The sequence below is a fragment of the Cellulomonas sp. P4_B5_2 genome, assembly GCF_056402235.1.
This window is the reverse complement of the sequence record NZ_JBFUHU010000499.1, coordinates 1-2,673: the sequence shown is the minus strand read 5'-3', so window position 1 is coordinate 2,673 and position 2,673 is coordinate 1. Positions and strand designations below refer to the sequence as shown.

General features: G+C 75.5%; 3 protein-coding genes and 1 pseudogene. All 4 read right to left on the bottom strand.

Annotated features, from left to right (window positions below):
• A pseudogene (gene gabD2 / locus AC1DUQ_RS21625) lies at positions 1 to 197 on the bottom strand (succinic semialdehyde dehydrogenase); the annotation flags it as partial.
• A 50-nt stretch (positions 198 to 247) separates the two neighbouring features.
• The gene (locus AC1DUQ_RS21620; RefSeq protein ID WP_477074624.1) at positions 248 to 1,822 is read right to left on the bottom strand and encodes a putative PEP-binding protein; all 1,575 of its coding nucleotides are present in this window, start codon (positions 1,820 to 1,822) and stop codon (positions 248 to 250) included.
• The gene (locus tag AC1DUQ_RS21615) at positions 1,819 to 2,091 is read right to left on the bottom strand and encodes an HPr family phosphocarrier protein (RefSeq protein ID WP_477061411.1); all 273 of its coding nucleotides are present in this window, start codon (positions 2,089 to 2,091) and stop codon (positions 1,819 to 1,821) included. Before AC1DUQ_RS21615 ends, AC1DUQ_RS21620 begins: the two co-directional genes overlap by 4 nt.
• Positions 2,092 to 2,135: 44 nt before the next feature.
• Positions 2,136 to 2,673, bottom strand: a 538-nt coding sequence (locus AC1DUQ_RS21610; RefSeq protein WP_477074623.1) for a PfkB family carbohydrate kinase, incomplete at its 5' end; no start/stop codon positions are given.

Sequence of the window (2,673 nt, the reverse complement as noted above, 5' to 3'; positions counted from 1 at the left end):
ACGTCGTCCGGCGTGGACAGCGGGATCGCGGCGATCGGGCCGCCCGTGAACGGGGCGTGCGACGTGAACGTCCCGGCCGCGGCGGACGAGACGACGCGGCTCAGCAGCGGACGGACGTCGTCCGGTTCGAGCACGTACGTCGCGAGCGGGTCGGTCTCGGGGTCGTGGAGCTCGATGTGTCCCGGGTCGTGCGCCATACCGGCGAGAGTACGCGCGGGTTATCGAGATCCACGGGACCTCGTCCCGCTCACACGCCCAGCGTCTCGCGCACGTCCGAGTGCACCAGGGCCAGGACGGCAGCGCGCCCCTCGCCCGCCGACTGGGCCGCCAGCGCGGCGGCGGCCATCGTCGCGCACTCGGCGGACGTGTGGTGCCGCAGCGCGTACCGGACCGCGGGGATGGCGCCCACCGACATCGACAGGCTGGTCACCCCGAGCCCGACGAGCACCAGGGCAAGCACCGGGTCCGACGCCGACTCCCCGCACACCCCGACGGGCTTGCGCGCCCGCAGACCGGCCCGTGCCGTGCTGTCCACCAGGTCGAGCACCGCCGGCTGCCACGGGTCCAGCAGGTCGGCCAGCTCGCCGCGGAGCCGGTCGCTGGCCATCGTGTACTGCGCAAGGTCGTTGGTGCCCAGCGAGACGAAGTCCACCTCGGCGAGGATCTCCCGCGCGCGCAGCGCCGCCGCCGGGACCTCGATCATCACCCCGACGATCGTGATCCCCGCCGCCCGTGCCCGGGTGGCGAAGTCGCGCGCCTCGGCGGGGGTCGTGACCATCGGCGCCATCACCCACGGCGTGGTGCCGGTCTCGGCCTGCGCGCGAGCGAGCGCCTCGAGCTGGGTGTCGAGCAGCTCCGGGTGCGACCGCACCAGGCGGTAGCCACGCACGCCCAGCGCCGGGTTCTCCTCCCCGGCCTGCGTCACGAACGGGAGCGGCTTGTCGGCACCCGCGTCGAGCGTGCGCACCACCACCTTCCCGCCCTCGAACGCCCGCAGGACGCGGCTGTACTCGGTGACCTGCTCGGCCTGCGACGGAGCCGTCGCACGCCCCAGGTAGAGCACCTCGGTCCGGACGGGGGCCGTGTCCGACTCCAGAGCGGTCGCCGCCGCCCGGCGCGCACGCGACTGCTCCCGGATCTCCGGACCTGGGTCGACGGTGACCGTCCCCGCGACGGCGTCCACGGCCACCTCGGTGCCGGGCTCGAGGTCCATGATCCCGGTCGTGCGGACGATGCACGGGATGCCGAGCTGGCCGGCGATGATCGCGGTGTGGCCCGTGGGCCCGCCGCGCTCGGTGACGATCGCGAGGACCTGGCGGACGTCGAGCTCCGCGGTGTCGGCCGGTGCCAGGTCGGCTGCGACCACGACGCTCGGCTCGGTCAGCGGAGGGACGCCGGGCTCGTCGAGGTCGAGCAGCACGGCGACGACGCGGTCGCGCACGCTGCGCAGGTCGGTCACCCGTTCCGCGAGCGCCCCGCCCGCGGCGGTGAACATGTCGACGAACCGCGCGATGGCGCGGTCGACGGCCTCGGCCGGGGTCTCCCCCGCCGCGACGCGCTGCTCGGCCTCGGCGCGCAGCGCAGGGTCGGCGGCCATCTGTGCAGTCGCGCCGAGCACGGCGGCGAGCGCACCGGTCGCGGCCTGCGCGCGACTCTCGAGGGAGCTCGCCACCTGGTCGAACGCGGGCCCGAGCTGCGCGGGGTCGCCGCCGCCCTGGGCAGGGATGACGGGCGACGGGTACGCCTTGGCGACCGGCCCGACGACGAGCCCACGCCCGACCCCCACGCCGACGAGGGTGCGGTGTCCGGCCGCGACGCTCACGCGTCTGCGTCCAGGTCCGTGGCCAGCAGCCCGACCAGGGAGTCCAGCACGTCGTCGGCCTGGGGCCCGTCCGCGGTCAGGACGACCTCCTCGCCGTGCCCGGCGGACAACGTCATGACCATCAGCACGCTGGCGGCGTTCACGGGCGAACCGCCCTGCTTCGCGATGGTGACGGGGATGCCCGCAGCACCCGCTGCCTGCGCGAACAGGGAGGCGGGCCGCGCGTGCAGGCCCTGGGCGGAGGCGATCGCGACGGTGCGTTCGGTCATGGCAGTTCTCCTTGGAGCAGTGGTGACGAGGAAGGCGTGGGGTCTCAGGCGAGACCGGCGGGGGCGGTCCGGAACAGGTCGACGGGGTCCAGTGCCGCGTCGGGTTCGGCGACCACCTGCACGGCGGCGAGGTCGAGGTCGTCGGGTCCGGGGATCGCGCTGCCCGGCAGTCCCACGGCCGCCCGCCCCCAGGCGACGGCGGCCCGCAGGCGTTCGATGGGCTCGCCGTCGGTGGCGAGGAAGCCGGCGAGCGTGCAGTCGCCCGCGCCGACGGTGCTGCGGGGCACGATCGGCGAGCCGCCGGCCCACCAGCTCCGCGTCGCCGTGACGAGCAGCGCACCATCGGCGCCGAGGGACACCAGCGCGCTGTCGTGGCCGCGTGCGAGCACCGACCGGGCGCCCGCGACGATCTCGCCGACGGTGGTCAGGGACGCGCGCAGCACGTCGCAGAGCTCGTCGAGGTTCGGCTTGAGCAGCGCGGTGCCGCCCGCCCGGACCGTCGCCTCGAGCGCCTTGCCCGAGGCGTCCACCGCCACGGGAATGCCGCGGGCGGCGGCCGCCGCCACGAGCCGGGGGTAGAGG

Coding starts and splice junctions, on each gene's coding strand:
- AC1DUQ_RS21615 (WP_477061411.1), bottom strand. CDS start 2,091: ATGACCGAACGCACCGTCGCGATCGCCTCCGCCCAGGGCCTGCACGCG.